Genomic DNA, 15270 nt, shown 5'->3' on the forward strand with positions numbered 1-15270 from the left:
AGCACGCTGGGTAATCAGGTGGAAGCCAGCGCTCAACGCGTTCGCGATTACCTTCGCAGGACGCTTCGAGAAGACCACTTACTGATGAACCGCCGGACCCCACACACCGTTTATCGGACAGTCCCGGGCCACCGCGTGAGCGCCAGACCGAGCGCCATCAACAGGTAGCCGGCACGCAACAGGTAGAGACGTAGCAGGGACAATTGCTCCGGAGTCGTGGAGTCTGTTTTCGGGTTGGACTTGGACGTTGCCGGTAATGACATTGCAGTCTCCTTGTTCGCTTACCCGGATGGCTGAGGATTATTGGCAGATCCGGTCTACGCCCCGTCCGTTTGGGCTGGCGCGCTGGAGGCCTGGATTGCTGTTTGGGAGCGGCGGTGGATGACGTACTCCGCCACCGCCAGGCTGAGCACCCATGAGGCGCCTATGAGTAGCGCCCGGCTGAGCTGGTCAACGGGCCCGACCAGCAGAATCCAGGGGATGGTCACTACGACGATGGTTCCTTGGGCAATCCCGATGGCATAGGCCCGGGTCATCCATTCGCTGTGCCGGGTGTAGTCCCTGCGCCGCACCGCGAGGTAGCCCAGGATGATGCTCATGACCATGGCTGTGCCGAAGATCAGCCGGAGAATCAGTAGAAGCGGTCCGTCCAGGGGCGGAAGGTCGTAGAAAACTGCCATCCATAAACCGGACAGGGCGGCGAGCAGTCCGGTGGGAACGAGGATGCGTCCGGCGATGCGGTGCCAGCTGGTCCTGCCGCGTTTGCCTTGGCGGAGCGAGGGAACGAACTGGAACGATCCGAGCAGCAGGTAGACGGTGACAGTTGGAATGTGGATCAGCACGGGGATCGGAGCGTCGAAGAACCGCGCGTTGTCCGGTGTGACGGTACCTTCAGCCAACTCGGTCAAGCGCACCGACCCGGCGATCAAGGGGACGAGGCTGAGGAAGATCAGGGCGGCGGGTACGAGCCACTGAGTCCACCACACGTCACGGGGATTCCGGTGCGGGTGTGGCCGCGGGATGGTTCGAGGGTCAGTTGTGGCTGCAGTCTTTCTGATGGATTTCATTGAGGATCCCTTGTTCGGTGAACGAGGAGGGGCGTCTATCCGGGAGTAGTCGTTCGGTGACGGTGTCAGCCCAATTCCTGCCGGCCTAATTCCTGCTGGCTGAATCCAGCCGCTAGCAGCGCCGGGCCCGGGAGCAGCGGGTCGGAGTTGGCGAAGCCTGTGCGGGATCCTCCGGCCAGCAGGGCTCCCGTGACGACCACGAACATGTAGGCGGGTCTCATTGTCTTGAGGGGAGGCCGGAGGTGCCGAAGATCGTCAATCGGTTGGGTCGTCATGATCCTGGTCCTGGATCTCGTGATCATCGAAGTGAGCTGAATTGGATGCCATTTTCGGGCTGATGGTGGGTGACGGAGGGCATCACACGGTGATGGCGATTTTCGCTCGGGCGTGATCGTCCACGAAGGAGCGGATGGCCTCAGGGACTTGGGCCAAGGGATACGTTCTCTCGATAGTGGGTGTGACCTGACCTGATTCGATGAGCTCCCGCAACAGGTCCAGGCTCTCCCTGCCGGGCTTCGCGCTGAAGGTGCGGAGGTTCTGCCGGATGAACAATGACAGGAGCAGTGCCCTTAGGAGGCGTCCCATGGGCCCGAGGACACGACCGCCGGTACCGCTTGAGAGTACGAGCGTCCCGTGGGGCGCAAGTACCTGTCGCAGTGCCGACAGCGGGTGATTACCGATGGAATCGAAAATCAGGTCATACAGCACTTCACGCTCCGTGAGGTTCTCCTGCGTGTAGTCAATGACCTGATCCGCGCCGAGCGACCGCACCAGCTCGACGTTCCTCGTGCTGCACACACCGGTGACCTCAGCCCCCAGAGCCTTGGCGATCTGCACGGCGAACGTGCCGACACCGCCGGACGCACCATTGATCAGGACCTTCTGCCCCGCCTGAATGTTCCCGCCATCCCGCAAACCCTGCAGGGCGGTTCTTGCCGACAACGGCACCGTAGCGGCCTGCTCGAAGGTCAGGTTTGCCGGCTTCAGCGCCAGCAATTGTGCCGGTACGGCGGCGAATTCAGCGAAACTCCCGGCCTCGACCTCACCGTATACCTCGTCGCCTGGACGGAACCCGGTAACATCGGCGCCCACCTCCTCCACACGCCCCGCGAGGTCCTTGCCACGCACGATATGTTTTGGTTTGCGTACCCCGAACGCCAGACGCGCGATTAGGGGACGGCCGCTGGTGTAGACCCAGTCAGCGTGGTTGATGGATGCCGCCCGGACCCGGACCAGTACCTCGCCGTCCCCCATCGTCGGCTTGTCGATGTCCTGAAAACTAAGTGCATCCGTGGAGCCGTACCGGTCCTGGACCACCGCTTTCATGGCCGCGACCGTTGTATCTGGGCTTGTCGGTGAGCTCATGCTTTGCCTCGATCAGTGAAAATACCCTGGCAAGATAAGGCTGAGGAGTGAAGCTACCATACGCCGTAAGGTACGGTCTGCGGGCAGCCCAAATATTCTCGATCCGGCGCGCTTTCATACGCGATGGAGACAGTGTGGCACTAGCGAGACCAAAGTCAACCCCCAGGAAACCTGTCACTAGGGACAGGGCGATTCAGGTCGCTATTGGGCTTGCCGACGCCGGCGGGCTGGAGTCGCTGAGCATGCGCAGAATCGCCCAGGAACTCGGCGTCGAGGCGATGTCGCTGTACTACCACGTGAAGAGCAAGGACGGCATCATCGACGGCATCGCCGATGCTGTCATCAACGAAATTGCCCCGCCCTCTCCCGAGGATGGTTGGAAATTGGCGTTGCGGAAGCGTGCAGGATCTGCCAGAGCCGTTCTCGCCCGACATCCCTGGGCAGTAGCTCTCATGCGGAACACACCACGGCTGCAACGTTAGAACATTTTTATGCCACGATCGGCTGCTTGCGCGGTGCAGGATTCTCCCCGGCCATGACTGGTCATGCAATGTCTCGCTCGATCTCACCACTGATCACAGAAGCCGCCTGTACGCGAAGTACGCCGCCGTCAGTCTCGACGTTCGAGCGACAGGGGTATCGGGCACAATAACCTCGAGCGATCGAGCGTTCATCGAAGGAACCTACGCTCGACTGGAGAAACTACTCGACACGACGCGACCTCCCAGACAGTGGATGGTGTCGACCTGGTTCGGGATGGTCACCAGCGTCGCCCTCTCAGTCGCCGCGATCAGTTCTGCTCTGTTCTTCCTCGATCGATTCACATCACCTACGGGCAACGATGCCTGGACCGTTTCAGGGGTAGTAACGGCAGTGGTGGTGGTCGTCGTCGTCGTTCACGGAGTCCTCTGGAGTCGTTGGCGCCAAAATCTCCCGCCAGTTCAGGTCTATCGCGACGGAGAGAAACCCACCGCCGAACGAGCCAATCACTTGCTCACCAAAGAAATTATGTGGACAGTTGGCGTCGTTCTGGTTCCTGTCCTTCTCGGGATCCTCTTCGGCGCGTAGTCGCACGCCAGCCATGAGAGGCGGTTCAACGGACAAGTTGGACCGCCCCTCTTACGTGCACGTGCCCTTATACTTCCATTCCACCGGCACGGTTGAGGTCCGGCCGGCCATGGCTGTGCGCAACGACACCGCATGAGTAGCAGCCCATCGGCCCGGTAGGTGATTCGACGACGATCCGGACAACGCCGGCGTGTTCGCTGACGTCGACGACGTGAAATTCCTCCAAACCCGCGAGCAGATCACAACGAGGGCAGCTACTCGATGGTGCAGGACGTAGGCGCGCGCGGTCACACGCCGTAGGTTCAAACATTGTCGAAGCCTTCGGGATTGAGCGGCTTAGTCACTGCCGATCTTGGAAGACCTCGAGCCTCTTTCCCCTCAAGCACTCACACCGTGTCGCTCAGCCACCCCACCTCAAATAAGAAGAGCGTGTTCATCAGTGACCGCGCGGATGCTTCGGTTTGGAAAAAACATCGAAAAGTGAAGAAAAGGTGTAAAGCAGGAAATGGTTAATGAACTAATTCGGGTCGGTCGAGGAAGCCCGGGAGAAAAAACTCCACCAACTCTTGACCCCTCTCCAGGCCGAGGCATAATCTGAACCCCCACGCGGTGGGAACGTCCTTCTGATCGCCTTGTCGACCCCCTGGACACGTCGAACGTGCAACCGTGGTAATGCAGGTTGCACGGTCACCGGCCGTTCCTGGCAACCTCGCCCCAGCGAGGATGCCTGGAACGGTGGAGGCAGCAGACATAGCGCGGAAATGACGGCCGCCCGGTACAGGTTGCGGCGATTCCCGGCAAATTATCGACATGCTGGCCGGACTCTGTCGGTCCTCCCTGCAGCGCCTTCTTTCCGCTTCGAAGTATCGGGAACCAAGGTTGGAGCAGGTAATGAACAGAACAAGAGCGAAGATCACTGCGGTACTGGCCACCGCTGTCCTCGCTGCAGGGTTGACCCCCAGCGCGGCTTTCGCGCATGGTGGTTCGGGCGATTCAGGCTCATCGGAGCACGAGTCCAGCCGGAAAGTGGTGTACGAGATCCGCGAGTCCACCGAACGGTACCGGTCGATGGAAAAAGCCATCCGTGATGGGTATGTGACCACCCAGCCCGTCGAATGCGTCGAGGCTCCGGGCCTGGGAGCAATGGGCGTGCACTTCGTCAAGGGGTCCCTGCTGGACGAGCGCATCGACGCGTCGAAGCCGGAAGCACTGGTGTACATGCCCCGAAAGCTGGACAGGGAGGGCAAGTACACGCGCTACCGCCTCGTTGCGGTGGAGTTCCTGTCCACGGCACTCGAGGCACCGGTGCTCGGAGGAGTGAAGTTCGACTCGGAACCGGCTGGTTCGACGAGGCCGTTCAAGCACAGCCTGCATGCGTGGGTCTGGAAGTACAACCCGGAAGGGAAGTTCGCGCCGTGGAACCCGAGCATCAGCTGCCCGAAGGAGAAGACTCACTGACGCTGTAATCGGAAGCGGCGGCGTTCTCCATCAGGGGAACGCCGCCGTTCTCCTCGTTGTTGCCGACCTGCCGAGCGTGCTGGCAGCGGAACGTCGGACGTATCCCCTCAATCGCGGCGCGCAGTGACGAGGAGGTACTCCCAGTCCATGACCGCGCCGTCTTTATCGGCGCTGAATCTGCCGACGTGGCCGAGGAGGTCGGCGATACCGGCCACACAAGCCTAAAGACGCAGGCTTGTCAGAAGAGGGTAGGTGCTTCTGAATCGATGCCGGTGAGTAGGGGCCGGATGATCGGCTCGTTCCATCCGTGCTCGAGGAGGGCTGTGCGCAGCTCAACGGACCGGGCGCGGAAGTGGGCGCGGCCACCACCGCGCCACCGGAAAGTTGAGACATTGGCGTGCCGGCCCTTCCGGGAACGGTCCCGGGCCGCTCGAGAGCGGTCCTGCTCCCGGAACTCGACCCACTCTGTCTCGTTGGGCAGCAAAGCGAGTTCGACGACCAGATCGGGGATGTTGTTCTGAGGGACGGAGACGTTCTCTGGGGTCCTTTGCGAGGGGGCTTTCACTGCACCCCATGATTCCCCATTTCACGGCAAGTCCATGGACGTGTCACAAAGGGTTGGCCTCGATCGTGGCGCAAGGGCTAGCGATGTGCGGCTGGTCAGGTTGAGCAACAACAGGCTTTGGGGCACAGAAAGTACATTTCGAGGTTCCCGGTGTAGCGGCCGAGCAGCTCCATGACGCGGGCGCTCAGATCGCCGTAGAGTTCGTAGTTGCTCGAGCGCACCTGCAGGCCCCACGCGCGCGCCTGGCCGGCGATACTGAACCACGGCGTGCCCATCGTGATGCCGAGGGCCTTCGCCTCCGGACTCCGCGTGATCACGCAGCCGTCGTTGTTCGAGAGCACCACGAGGGGGCGGCCGTCGAGCGACGGGTCGAACGCCCGCTCGGCGGAGAGGTAGAAGTTGTTGACGTCGACGAGCGCGATACTGCTGCCGCGCTCAGACACGGTGCAGGCACCGGGTGGCGACGCCCCAGATCACCAGGGAATCAGGATCGGGGACGGGGATGGGCCGGTGGTCCGGGCTCGCGGCGACGAGCGACACCCCGGAGGATGCGATGTGGATCCGCCGGACGACGAGCTCGCCGTCGAGCACGGCGATGACCACCGAGCCGTCCCGCGGGCGCAGGGCGCGGTCGACGATCAGCTCGTCGCCGTCGGAGATCCCGGCGCCGTCCATGGCGTTCCCGGACACCCGGACGATGTACGTGCTCGTGATGTCCCTGATGAGGTGCCGATTGAGGTCGATCCGGTCCTCGAACCAGTCCTGTGCGGGAGAGGCGTATCCCGACGGCATGAGCGAACCGTCCTCGGCCCTGCCGACCGGTCGGCCCAGCGCCGCCCCGGAACCATCCATCTCCCTGCTCCTCACCGCCGTCGTCCCGCCGTCGGTTGCCCACCGACGCGTCGCCGGCCCGTCGGGACCGTGCCCGTCTTCGAAGCCTAGGCGGTGCCACCGACGCTGCCACCGACGCCGCCGGGCCCGTGACTGAGCGGCGTCAGGGGTGCTGTCCCGGGCACGTTGTTCCGGAGCAGTCGGAGCTGCCGCACAGCCCATGCGAAGACGACGACGAGAAGGTTGCGTGCCGAGAGGAGTAGCGCGACGCCGGGGTCCAGCGCCTCATGGAGCTGGGTGTAGAAGATCGGGTACACGAGGGTGGTCAGGACGGCGATCAGGACCATCAGGGCGCTCGGGACGATCCATCGACGGCCGTTCAGGGCGACGCCCACCGAGACCACGGCGACCAGCCAGATCATGAACTGGGGGGAACCTACCTTGTTGAAGACGATCAGGGCGCCGACGACGGCGAGGGTGCCGGTGGCGAGAAGCTCAGCACGGTCGACCCCTTTCTTCAGTGCGGCCACCATCAGCAGGGCGATGGACGCCACCGCGAGGCACAGGAAGGCGTCCATCCATGCGGCCAGGGGTTCCGCGAGGGAGCCGCGGATCTCCAGGGTGTGGATCTCGGCGTTGAACTCCACGGTGGTCGCGCCGGCGAGAATCGCCTGCCAGAGGCCGGGTGTCGCGAGGGGTGCCTCGAGCTGCATACCCCGCTCGCCCTGCGTCGACAGGAAGCCGAAGACGTTTCCGACTCCACCCCTGGAGGCGGCCGTTCCGACGATCACCCCGGACACCAGGAGGCCTGCAAGGAGGACCCGCACCCTCGCCTTCGCCGTCATGAGCAGCGCCAGCACGGCCGCTGCGGGCCAGACCTTGATCCAGGTCGCCAGCGACAGGACGGAGGACGCGACGACCGGGTACGCGGCCGCGAGGACCAGCCCGACGACGACGAGAGGGCCCGTGACACCGTCCACGCGGGAGAAGGCGACCGGCCCGAGGATCGCGGTGAGGGACATCCAGAGATAGGCGGCCTGCCACCCGTAGCGCGTGGAGCTGCTGGTCAGCAGTGCCAGCACGGCGGTCAGGTTGAGCACCAGGCACAGCAGGAACCACCCGAGCATGTAGAGCTGGTGCCCGAGCAGGCCGGACACGATCATCGGGAGCATCGCGGCGGCCGGGTACACCCAGGCATCATCGATTCCCAGCCAGATGCCCGTGCTGAAGCCGTGGAACGCCCAGTGGCGGTACAGGATCACATCGCCGTAGGTCTCGCCGGCGATGATCCGGGGAAGGAGCAGGGCGAAGGAGAGGATGTGGACTGCGGTGAAGACCGCGAGCACCGAGGACCTCCGGGCCCACCGTGCGGTGAGGTCCGGGCGTGGCGGGGTCATGGGGGGAGCTTCCTGCTGATAACGACCGGGCTGCACCACGATAGCAGCCGGTCCGCGTCGGCCTGGAGGAGGAGTCGCACGCGGGCCATCACCCGAGGAGGTCGAGCCGACGAGCGGCCCGAGGACCACGCGGTCAGCGCAGGCGGCTTCGCCAGTCCGCAGGGACGCGTCCTGCCGGTCCGGGCACCGGCTGATCCGCCGGGCGGCTGGTGGGCTCGGCCAGTGCCGGGCCGTCGACGAACTCCTGCGTCCGGTAGTCCCAGAACCAGTCCTCGCCCGGCTCGAAGGACGTGGCCACCGGATGCCCCGCCGCTGCCGCATGCGCGGAAGCGTGCCGGGACGGGGAACTGTCGCAGCACCCCACCTGCCCGCAGTCGGCGCACCGGCGCAGGTGGACCCACCAGCCGCCTGCGGCGTCGCACTCCCTGCAGCCGGTGCCGGAGGGGAGCGCGCTCGTATCGATGGCGTCCGTCATGATCGTCCTTCCTTCTCGACCGGACGGGCAGTGGGGGAGTACGCCCGCGTCGCTTCGAAGGCGGGAACCGCCTCCGCGGGAGCGGCCGCGGCGGCCACGAACCCGTCGGGTCGCACGAGGTAGAGCAGGCCTGCCCTGAGCGGAGTGGATCCGGTCGCCGCAAACGTGTGGAGGGGAAGTCCCAACTCGTCGGCCGCGACGCCGGCTTCCCGCGCCGCAGCGTCGTCCGCCGCGTACAGGTGCAGTTGCCAGGTGGAGGACCGGAGCGCCTCGACGTTGTCACCGATCCAGGGCAGGCGGCGGCCGACGACGGCGTCGCGGCGGCCCCGCCGGCCCGGGGGAGAACCGTCCATGCGGTAGTGGATGCGCACCTGGCCGAGGTACCCTGCGAGGCGACGGCCGATCGGCAGGCGGGGCAGGACGGCGACCGCGACGGGTACCACCACCCGCGGCACGAAGCGGCGCACCAGGACCGCCGTCCCCGACGTGGACGTGACCCCGCGGAAGACGGTGTCCGTCGTCTGCAGGAGGCGCACGGCCACCGGCCGGCGCTCGGCCTCGTAGCGGTCGAGGAGTGGCTCGGGGGCACGCCCGGACACGACGTCGTCGAGCTTGAACGCGAGGTTGTGGGCGTCCTGGAGCCCCGTGTTCATGCCCTGCGCGCCGACCGGGGAATGGACGTGGGCCGCGTCGCCGGCGAGCAACACCGGGCCGGTCCGGAAGTGCGCTGCGATCCGGTGGTGCACACGGTAGGTGGAGAACCAGCGGGAATCCTCGTACGTGACGCCGAAGACCTCGGCCATGCGGCGGCGTGCGAAGTCCTCGGTGATGGCCGGGGCGTCGTCATCGCCGGCGATACCGATCAGGCGCTGCCCGGTCCTGCCGTCATCGGCGGGCCGCATGGGGAACGCGAGGAGGAATGCGGTGGCGCCCAGGCGGACATTGATGGACGCGGGGATCAGCCCGCCGACGCCCACCGCGTCCACGAGGTAGAAGCTCTGCCGGCTGGTCGTCCCCTCGAAGGCCGTGCCGCACAGGGACCGGACGGTGGAGGACGCCCCGTCGCAGCCGACGGCGAAGCGCGCGCGGATCGTCGAGGACCCGTCAGGACCGTCGACGACGGCGTGGACGCCGCCGTCGGCCTGCTCCAGGGAGGACAGCCGGTGCCGCCACCGCACGGATCCACCGAGTGCGCGCAGGTTGTCGCCGAGGATGCGCTCGTTGGCGCTCTGCTCCAGGATGTAGATGCCGGGGTACGGCGTGATGCCCCGGCCCAGCCTCGCGAGCGGGACGGCCGCGAAGGAGGCATGCTCGAAGCCCTGCCGGATGGACTGCACGCGCACGGCCTCGGCCAGCACGCGGTCGACGACGCCGAGCTGGTCGTAGATCTCCATCGACCGTGAATGCACCCCGAGGGCCCGGGACTCCACGGTCGGTCCGTCCTTGCCGTCGACCACCGCGATGCGCACCCCCAGCTTCACCAGCCAGTTCGCCAGCATCAGGCCCGTGGGACCCGCGCCGACCACGAGCACGTCGACGTTCTCCTGAGCTGCGCCCTCGTGCGTCATGGTCGTCTCCCGGTGATCCGTTCAGCGTTCGAGCATGGTGCAGACACACGCCCGGTTGCCCTCGGCGTCCGCCAGCACCGTGAAGGCTGGCGCCGCGTCGTCATCGACCACGGTGCCCCCGGCGGCGACGGCGGCGGCGATGCGAACGTCCGCGGCGTCGTGCGGCACCCACACATCGAGGTGGAAGCGCTGCCGCGGGGTCTCGTGCGCATCCGTGTGCTGGAACCACAGGAGCGGCACCCGCCCTCCCGGGTCCGCGACGTCGTCCCCGTCCACCGCGCCGGCGTCGCCGGTCAGCAGGGCCGCCCAGAACGGACCGATGGCGGCCACGTCGGCCGTGTCGAGGGCGAGCTCGACGACGGCGGGCGCCGCGGGATCGGCTGCGACGCCCCGCTCGGCGGCGGCTGCGCTGATCCGGCGGGCGAGGTCCACGTCCCGCTCCGTCACCCCGGACGCGTCATGGCTCAGGAGCTTCACGTCGACGTGCGGGTAGGTCAGGACGACGTCGGGGTGGTGGCCTGCGTCCTCCGCGAGTTCGCCGATGGCCGAGACGAGCGCGAGGCCCGAGGCGAAGTCGCGCGTCAGGAAGCGGGCGTGCAGTGCCTGCGCGAGCTTGCGCCAGTCGACCAGGCCGGCATCGAGGATCTGCTGCGTGGTGAGGAGGGTCATGCGGCCAGTATGCCGCGTGACCGCATCCGGGAGAAGGGACTCCAAGGTTGGGCTGCCATACTGCAGGATGCCCACCCTCAGGATCCACCCGGGCCTCGGCGTGCTCGCCACCCGCTTCGACGGCGACCTCAGGGAGCGGCTGCGGGCAGCCGTGGTCAACCCGCAGCTCCTCCTGGCGGCCAAGGCGGCCCTCGCCGCGTCACTCGCCTGGACGATCGCCCAGGCCATTCCCGGGACGCCCGCAGAGTACCCGTACTACGCCCCGCTGGGTGCCCTGCTCGCGATCTACCCGACGGTGGCCGGCACCGTCAAGCTCGGCCTGCAGACCGTCATCGGGCTCACGATCGGGATCCTCCTCGCGTACGTCGCGGTGTGGGCGGGAGATCCGAACTGGCTGACCATCGCCTTCGTCGTCGGGATCGGCGTGCTCCTCAGCGGGGTGCTCAAGAGAACGGCCGGCGGCGGGTCGGGCATCGCCTCCGCGGGATTGTTCGTGCTCGTCATCGGGAACGAGAACCTGGGGTACTCGCTGGGGTATCTGGTCCAGACCCTCGTGGGGGTGGGCGTGGGCCTCGCGGTCAGTGCGCTCATCCTGCCCCCGCTCCACCTCAATGACGCGGTCGGCCAGATGAGCAGCCTGCGCAGGACGGCGGCACGCCAGCTCCAGGAGATGGGCGAGGCGCTCGAGGAGGACTGGGCGGGCGACGACCCGCGGTGGGCGGAACGCCGCGACGCCCTCACGGCGTCCGTCCGGAACGCGCGGAGCGCCCTCCAGTACGCGAACGAGAGCCGGAAGGGCAACGTCCGGCGGCGCTTCCACCCCCGGGACCTGCGCGGCGACTACCGCCACGTCGAGGTCCTGGAGATCGTCGCCTCGCACACCCTGAACATCACCAACATGCTGCAGGACGGTCTCCACGGGACGGCGACCGAGCAACCCCTCCCGGAGTCGGTCCGCGTGCCCCTGCAGGCGGCCTTCACCGCGACCGGGAACGTGCTGGACCTGTGGACGGTCGACGAGAACGACGACGAGGCCCTCGGCGAGGCCGAGCGGATCCTGAAGGTCCTCGAGACCGCGGCCTACGAGTCCTCGTCCGAGACCGTCCCCTTCGGGTCGGCCGCCGCGATCGGCATGAACCTGCACCGCATCCTGCAGACCGTCAAGCCGGAGTTGCGCAGCACGGCGCAGTCCTGACCCGGACGCGGGGAAGGGCGCCCCGAAGAGCGCCCTTCCCCGATCCCATGCGGCTCAGGTGAGATCGCGGGTCTTGGCGAACCGCTCGATGGCCTTCTGCGTGGACCGGTTGGTCAGCACCTGGATGGTGGTGCTGACCGCACCCGAGATGATGGCGAACACCAGCGCGGAGCGGAGCGTGTTCTCCAGGCCGTCCTTGCTCTTGGGCGGCGCCTCACCGGTGATCTTCTCCCACAGGAAGTCGACGAGCTTCGTCCCTACGAAGCCCGCGCCGACGCTCATGCCGACACCGAGCAACTTGAACACCACAGTCATGGTTTCTCCTTCTCATCCGAATAGTCCTGCAGCTAGCCTAGTCGGGCTCCGCACGCTCTGCGGGTGCGGGTCGCGGAGCGGCGAAGACCGGCAGGCGGCATCCCGATCCGCCGGTGTAGGATCGGGAGCGCTCAAGCAACACACGACAGGGGAGCGCCGATCCGCAGCATGCTGCCGGACCGGGCGCTGAGAGTGCGGACCGCCGCAGACCCTCGAACCTGATCCGGTTAGTACCGGCGAAGGGAGTCGAGTTCTCAGGGTGTCCGGCAACCGTGCACCCTCCCCTCCTGCAACCCAGGAGGAATCAGCATGGCATCATCGACGGCCCTGAAGGGCCTTTCTCCCCGCACCGGCCAGTGGCGCGTCGTCGACATCGTGGTGGCCTCGGTCATCGCCGTCGCCGTCGGCGTGCTGTTCTTCGTCTGGTCCGCGGGCTATTCGGGCATCAGCGTGCTCACCGCCGGCTTCCCGCCGCTCGCGGGCCTGTATTCCGGCGGCTGGCTCATCGCCGGCGTGCTCGGCGGGCTGATCATCCGGAAACCGGGCGCCGCGATCTACTGCGAGGTCCTCGCCGCGGCGGTCTCCGCCCTGATCGGCACCCAGTGGGGTATCGGCGTCCTCATCTCCGGCGCCATCCAGGGAGCAGGGGCCGAACTCGTGTTCCTGCTCTTCCTCTACCGGAGGTGGAACCTGCCGGTCGCCCTCCTCGCCGGACTCGGCGCGGGCCTGGCGCTGGCGATCAGTGAGAACATCCTCTACAACGCGCTCTGGAGCTTCGAGTTCAAGCTCCTGTACACCGTGTTCGCCGGGCTCTCCGGCGTCGTCATCGCCGGCCTGCTGTCCTGGCTGGCCATGCGCGGACTCGCGAGGACGGGCGTGCTGTCCTCCTTCGCCGCCGGCCGCACGGCGGACGTGTGACACCAGCGCAGGCGCCGTCCCCGGGAGCTGCCTCCGTCAGCGCCCGGGGATGGGGCTGGCGCCACGCCGGCCGGAAGGCCTTCGCCGCCCGCCACCTCGACCTCGACCTCCGGGCCGGTGAGCGCGTCCTGCTCCTCGGCGCGTCCGGTGCCGGCAAGTCCACCGTGCTGCACGGGCTGGCGGGACTGCTCGGCAGCCAGGACGAGGGCGAGCAGGAGGGCGCACTCCTGCTCGACGGCATCCGCCCCGCCGATGCCCGCGGCCGCGCCGGCCTGGTGCTGCAGGACCCGGAGACCCAGGTGGTCCTCGCGCGCGTCGGCGACGAGGTGGCGTTCGCCGCCGAGAACCTCGCGGTGCCGCGGGAGGAGATCTGGCAGCGGGTGCACCGCGCGCTCGACGACGTCGGGCTCGACCTCCCGCTCGACCACCCCACCACGGCGCTCTCGGGCGGCCAGAAGCAGCGCCTCGCCCTCGCCGCGGTGCTCGCCATGGAGCCGGGCCTGCTCCTGCTCGACGAGCCGACCGCGAACCTCGACCCCGACGGGGTGCTGGAGGTCCGGGACGCCGTCGTCCGCGTCCTCGACCGCACGGGCGCGACGCTCGTCGTCGTCGAACACCGGGTCGCCGTCTGGGCGGACGTCGTCGACCGCGTGATCGTGCTCGACGCCGCCGGAGGCGTCCTCGCCGACGGCGCCCCGGGCGCGGTCCTGGGCCAGGAGGGCACGCGCGCCCGGCTCGCGGAGGCGGGCGTGTGGGTCCCGGGCCGGCTGCCCGCCGTCGGCGGGCCCGTACCCGGCGGCGGCGGGGAGGTGCTGCTGTCCGCGCGGGACCTCACGGTCGCGCGGACGAAGCGGGGCCCGGCCGCCGTCGAACACCTCGCGCTGGACGTCCGCGCCGGGCAGGCGCTGAGCGTCACCGGGCCCAACGGCGCCGGGAAGTCCACGGCCGCCCTCACGCTCGGCGGCCTGCTGCGCCCCCGCGCGGGACGGCTCGAGGCATCACCGGAGCTCGCCGGTGCCGCGGGAACCGATCCCTTCCGCTGGCGCTCGGCGCAGCTCGTGCAGCGCATCGGCACCGTCTTCCAGGAACCCGAGCACCAGTTCCTCACCCCGAGCGTGGGGGAGGAGCTCGCGTTCGGGCCGCGGAGGGTCGGCGGCACCGCGGACCCCCGCCGCACCGGGGAGATCGCGGAGCGGCTGCGGCTCACCCACCTGCTGGGCGCCAACCCGTTCACGCTGTCCGGCGGGGAGAAGCGGCGCCTGTCCGTGGCGACGATGCTCGCCACGGCGCCGCGCATCCTGGTCCTCGACGAGCCGACGTTCGGCCAGGACGCCCTGACCTGGGCCGAACTCGTGACGCTCCTGCGGGAGCTGATCGAGGACGGCGTCGCGGTCGTCTCCGTCACCCACGACGCCGACTTCATCGCGGCCCTCGGCGGCGCGACCCTGCACGTCGCGGGCGGGGCGGGACGGCTGGTGTCCCCGTGAGCGGCGACCACCTGACGCCGGTCCTCACCGGCCGGACCCTCCTGCGGGCGAACCCGGTGTCCAAGCTGTTCGCCGCCGTCGTCATCACCCTCGCGCTCCTGGCGAGCATCGACTGGGTCAGCGCCGCGGTGGTCCTCGGCTGCGAGCTCGCCCTCATGCCGCTGCTGGGCATCAGCGTGGTCGGGCTCGCCCGGCGGATCTGGCCCCTGCTGGTCGCCGCCCTGCTCGGTGCCTACGGGACGGCGCTGCTCGCCGAGAAGACCGGCGGCGTGCTGCTCGACGTCGGGCCGTTCCTGTTCACCGAGGGCTCCGTCGCCGCGGGGATCGCCGTCGGGCTGCGCGGGCTGGCGCTCGCCCTGCCGGGGATCTTCATCCTCCTGACCACGGACCCCACCGACCTGGCGGACGCGCTGGCGCAGAAACTCCACCTCCCGCACCGCTTCGTCCTCGGGGCGCTGGCGTCACTGCGGCTCGTGGGCCTGCTCGTGGAGCAGTGGGAGATGCTCGGGCTCGCGCGGCACGCCCGCGGCATCGGTTCGGACGGCTCGCTCGTCGCCCGGACCCGGAACCTGCTGGGGCAGTCGTTCGGCCTGATCGTGCAGGCCATCCGGCGTGCCACCCGCCTGGCGACGGCCATGGAGGCGCGCGGCTTCGGCGGCGGGACGCGCACCTGGGCGCGGACGAGCACGTTCACGGCGCTCGACGTCGGCGTGGCCGGCGTCGGACTCGTCATCGCGGCGGGGGCGACGACGGCGGCCGTGCTCGCCGGGACCTGGAACTTCATCCTGTCGTGATCGCCGGGGCTCGATCGCCGGGGCCCGATCCCGGACCGGAAGTCCCCGGACACGGAACCGGGGGCCCGCTGGAGCGGACCCCCGGTGCCGGTCGACCA

Annotated in this window: 16 protein-coding genes, 1 pseudogene and 1 riboswitch; of the genes and pseudogenes, 7 read left to right on the forward strand and 10 right to left on the reverse strand. The window is 68.0% G+C overall.

From position 1 onward, the window contains the following. Positions 1 to 317 precede the first annotated feature (317 nt). The 3 genes from AC4D2E_RS00005 to AC4D2E_RS00015 form a co-directional block, all read right to left on the reverse strand. Positions 318 to 1067: a DUF2306 domain-containing protein gene (locus AC4D2E_RS00005; RefSeq protein ID WP_490951303.1), complete on the reverse strand. Its 750-nt coding sequence runs from the start codon at positions 1065 to 1067 to the stop codon at positions 318 to 320. Positions 1068 to 1132: 65 nt separating this feature from the next. Then, complete coding sequence (locus AC4D2E_RS00010; protein WP_490951304.1) at positions 1133 to 1288, reverse strand: hypothetical protein; 156 nt, start codon at positions 1286 to 1288, stop codon at positions 1133 to 1135. Between the two features lie 136 nt (positions 1289 to 1424). Continuing rightward, positions 1425 to 2393, reverse strand: coding sequence for an NAD(P)-dependent alcohol dehydrogenase (locus tag AC4D2E_RS00015; RefSeq protein WP_490951305.1), 969 nt, complete (start codon positions 2391 to 2393; stop codon positions 1425 to 1427). Between the two features lie 173 nt (positions 2394 to 2566). Here AC4D2E_RS00015 and AC4D2E_RS00020 point away from each other — a divergent pair, with 173 nt between their 5' ends. The 3 genes from AC4D2E_RS00020 to AC4D2E_RS00030 all read left to right on the forward strand — a co-directional run bounded on the left by AC4D2E_RS00020 (position 2567) and on the right by AC4D2E_RS00030 (position 4958). After that, positions 2567 to 2914 (forward strand): TetR family transcriptional regulator, encoded by a 348-nt coding sequence (locus AC4D2E_RS00020; protein ID WP_490952301.1) that lies wholly within the window; start codon positions 2567 to 2569, stop codon positions 2912 to 2914. A 253-nt stretch (positions 2915 to 3167) separates the two neighbouring features. Further along, positions 3168 to 3500, forward strand: coding sequence for a hypothetical protein (locus tag AC4D2E_RS00025; protein WP_490951306.1), 333 nt, complete (start codon positions 3168 to 3170; stop codon positions 3498 to 3500). Positions 3501 to 4391: 891 nt separating this feature from the next. Next, the gene (locus AC4D2E_RS00030) at positions 4392 to 4958 is read left to right on the forward strand and encodes a hypothetical protein (RefSeq protein WP_490951307.1); all 567 of its coding nucleotides are present in this window, start codon (positions 4392 to 4394) and stop codon (positions 4956 to 4958) included. A 696-nt stretch (positions 4959 to 5654) separates the two neighbouring features. Here the strand turns inward: AC4D2E_RS00030 and AC4D2E_RS00035 are convergent. From AC4D2E_RS00035 to AC4D2E_RS00060, 6 genes and pseudogenes are all read right to left on the reverse strand, one after another. Continuing rightward, positions 5655 to 5966, reverse strand: a pseudogene (locus tag AC4D2E_RS00035) (Y-family DNA polymerase); the annotation flags it as partial. Then, complete coding sequence (locus AC4D2E_RS00040; protein ID WP_490952302.1) at positions 5959 to 6315, reverse strand: LexA family protein; 357 nt, start codon at positions 6313 to 6315, stop codon at positions 5959 to 5961. The pseudogene AC4D2E_RS00035 and the gene AC4D2E_RS00040, both read right to left, overlap by 8 nt. Before the next feature lie 146 nt (positions 6316 to 6461). Beyond that, the gene (locus tag AC4D2E_RS00045) at positions 6462 to 7751 is read right to left on the reverse strand and encodes a hypothetical protein (protein WP_490951308.1); all 1290 of its coding nucleotides are present in this window, start codon (positions 7749 to 7751) and stop codon (positions 6462 to 6464) included. Positions 7752 to 7884: 133 nt separating this feature from the next. Continuing rightward, a complete protein-coding gene (locus AC4D2E_RS00050; RefSeq protein ID WP_490951309.1) occupies positions 7885 to 8226 on the reverse strand; it encodes a UBP-type zinc finger domain-containing protein in 342 nt (113 codons plus the stop codon). Beyond that, positions 8223 to 9794 carry an FAD-dependent monooxygenase gene (locus AC4D2E_RS00055; RefSeq protein WP_490951310.1) on the reverse strand — a complete coding sequence of 524 codons (1572 nt, stop codon included), beginning with the start codon at positions 9792 to 9794 and terminating at the stop codon, positions 8223 to 8225. The genes AC4D2E_RS00050 and AC4D2E_RS00055 overlap by 4 nt, the downstream gene beginning before the upstream one ends. 21 nt (positions 9795 to 9815) lie before the next feature. Further along, entirely contained in the window at positions 9816 to 10463 is a 648-nt protein-coding gene (locus AC4D2E_RS00060; RefSeq protein ID WP_104167939.1) for a 4a-hydroxytetrahydrobiopterin dehydratase, read from the reverse strand. A gap of 67 nt (positions 10464 to 10530) precedes the next feature. On the opposite strand from AC4D2E_RS00060, the gene AC4D2E_RS00065 reads away from it, so the two are divergent. Continuing rightward, positions 10531 to 11658 (forward strand): FUSC family protein, encoded by a 1128-nt coding sequence (locus tag AC4D2E_RS00065; RefSeq protein WP_490951311.1) that lies wholly within the window; start codon positions 10531 to 10533, stop codon positions 11656 to 11658. Between the two features lie 54 nt (positions 11659 to 11712). Here AC4D2E_RS00065 and AC4D2E_RS00070 read toward each other — a convergent pair whose 3' ends face one another. Continuing rightward, the gene (locus tag AC4D2E_RS00070; RefSeq protein ID WP_104167941.1) at positions 11713 to 11973 is read right to left on the reverse strand and encodes a DUF4235 domain-containing protein; all 261 of its coding nucleotides are present in this window, start codon (positions 11971 to 11973) and stop codon (positions 11713 to 11715) included. 137 nt (positions 11974 to 12110) lie between these two features. Next, positions 12111 to 12235: riboswitch (TPP riboswitch) on the forward strand. Between the two features lie 47 nt (positions 12236 to 12282). Between AC4D2E_RS00070 and AC4D2E_RS00075 the strand changes: the two genes are divergently transcribed. Genes AC4D2E_RS00075 through AC4D2E_RS00085 form a run of 3 tightly spaced genes read left to right on the forward strand, consistent with a single transcriptional unit; the run spans position 12283 to position 15172 of the window. Then, positions 12283 to 12891 carry an ECF transporter S component gene (locus AC4D2E_RS00075; RefSeq protein ID WP_104167942.1) on the forward strand — a complete coding sequence of 203 codons (609 nt, stop codon included), beginning with the start codon at positions 12283 to 12285 and terminating at the stop codon, positions 12889 to 12891. After that, complete coding sequence (locus tag AC4D2E_RS00080; protein WP_490951312.1) at positions 12888 to 14378, forward strand: ABC transporter ATP-binding protein; 1491 nt, start codon at positions 12888 to 12890, stop codon at positions 14376 to 14378. Before AC4D2E_RS00075 ends, AC4D2E_RS00080 begins: the two co-directional genes overlap by 4 nt. Next, a complete protein-coding gene (locus AC4D2E_RS00085) occupies positions 14375 to 15172 on the forward strand; it encodes an energy-coupling factor transporter transmembrane component T family protein (RefSeq protein ID WP_258069888.1) in 798 nt (265 codons plus the stop codon). Before AC4D2E_RS00080 ends, AC4D2E_RS00085 begins: the two co-directional genes overlap by 4 nt. Positions 15173 to 15270 lie beyond the last annotated feature (98 nt).

Source organism: Arthrobacter sp. TJ-265, from assembly GCF_058269135.1.

Coding starts and splice junctions, on each gene's coding strand:
- AC4D2E_RS00045 (WP_490951308.1), bottom strand. CDS start 7,751: ATGACCCCGCCACGCCCGGACCTCACCGCACGGTGGGCCCGGAGGTCC.
- AC4D2E_RS00060 (WP_104167939.1), bottom strand. CDS start 10,463: ATGACCCTCCTCACCACGCAGCAGATCCTCGATGCCGGCCTGGTCGAC.
- AC4D2E_RS00075 (WP_104167942.1), top strand. CDS start 12,283: ATGGCATCATCGACGGCCCTGAAGGGCCTTTCTCCCCGCACCGGCCAG.
- AC4D2E_RS00030 (WP_490951307.1), top strand. CDS start 4,392: ATGAACAGAACAAGAGCGAAGATCACTGCGGTACTGGCCACCGCTGTC.
- AC4D2E_RS00025 (WP_490951306.1), top strand. CDS start 3,168: ATGGTGTCGACCTGGTTCGGGATGGTCACCAGCGTCGCCCTCTCAGTC.
- AC4D2E_RS00065 (WP_490951311.1), top strand. CDS start 10,531: ATGCCCACCCTCAGGATCCACCCGGGCCTCGGCGTGCTCGCCACCCGC.
- AC4D2E_RS00050 (WP_490951309.1), bottom strand. CDS start 8,226: ATGACGGACGCCATCGATACGAGCGCGCTCCCCTCCGGCACCGGCTGC.
- AC4D2E_RS00015 (WP_490951305.1), bottom strand. CDS start 2,393: ATGAAAGCGGTGGTCCAGGACCGGTACGGCTCCACGGATGCACTTAGT.
- AC4D2E_RS00005 (WP_490951303.1), bottom strand. CDS start 1,067: ATGAAATCCATCAGAAAGACTGCAGCCACAACTGACCCTCGAACCATC.
- AC4D2E_RS00040 (WP_490952302.1), bottom strand. CDS start 6,315: ATGCCGTCGGGATACGCCTCTCCCGCACAGGACTGGTTCGAGGACCGG.
- AC4D2E_RS00055 (WP_490951310.1), bottom strand. CDS start 9,794: ATGACGCACGAGGGCGCAGCTCAGGAGAACGTCGACGTGCTCGTGGTC.
- AC4D2E_RS00070 (WP_104167941.1), bottom strand. CDS start 11,973: ATGACTGTGGTGTTCAAGTTGCTCGGTGTCGGCATGAGCGTCGGCGCG.
- AC4D2E_RS00010 (WP_490951304.1), bottom strand. CDS start 1,288: ATGAGACCCGCCTACATGTTCGTGGTCGTCACGGGAGCCCTGCTGGCC.